1 protein-coding gene is annotated in these 361 nt (G+C 38.2%); it reads left to right on the top strand.

Going from position 1 to position 361, the window contains the following annotated elements:
• The coding region (locus ACHRWY_RS27605; protein WP_395359236.1) for a phosphopantetheine-binding protein at window positions 1-361 on the top strand (361 nt) is incomplete at both ends.

Here is a 361-nt window from a genome sequence, read left to right as displayed (position 1 = left end):
TTTCGATAAAGAAGTATTACAAAAACAATTAAAACTAAGCCTGCCTGAGTATATGGTTCCCCAATTATGGGTGACTTTAGATACGATGCCATTAACTTCTAATGGAAAGCTGGATAAGAAATCATTGTCGCATCCGGATGGTTCTGAGCTTTCAAGTAAAGAATATGTAGCACCACGTAATGAAACAGAAAGACAATTAGCCGTAATCTGGCAGAATCTCTTAGGAGTAGAACGAGTAGGAATTCATGATGATTTCTTCGAATTGGGTGGTCATAGTTTATTGGCCACGCGTTTAGTTTCCATGATCCGAAAAGAACTGTCCAAAGAGATTGAAATTGCTGATATTTTCGCCTATACCACG

The sequence above is a fragment of the Flavobacterium sp. FlaQc-48 genome (assembly GCF_044007335.1).
Lineage (GTDB): Bacteria > Bacteroidota > Bacteroidia > Flavobacteriales > Flavobacteriaceae > Flavobacterium.
This window is presented reverse-complemented; position numbering and strand designations above follow the sequence as displayed.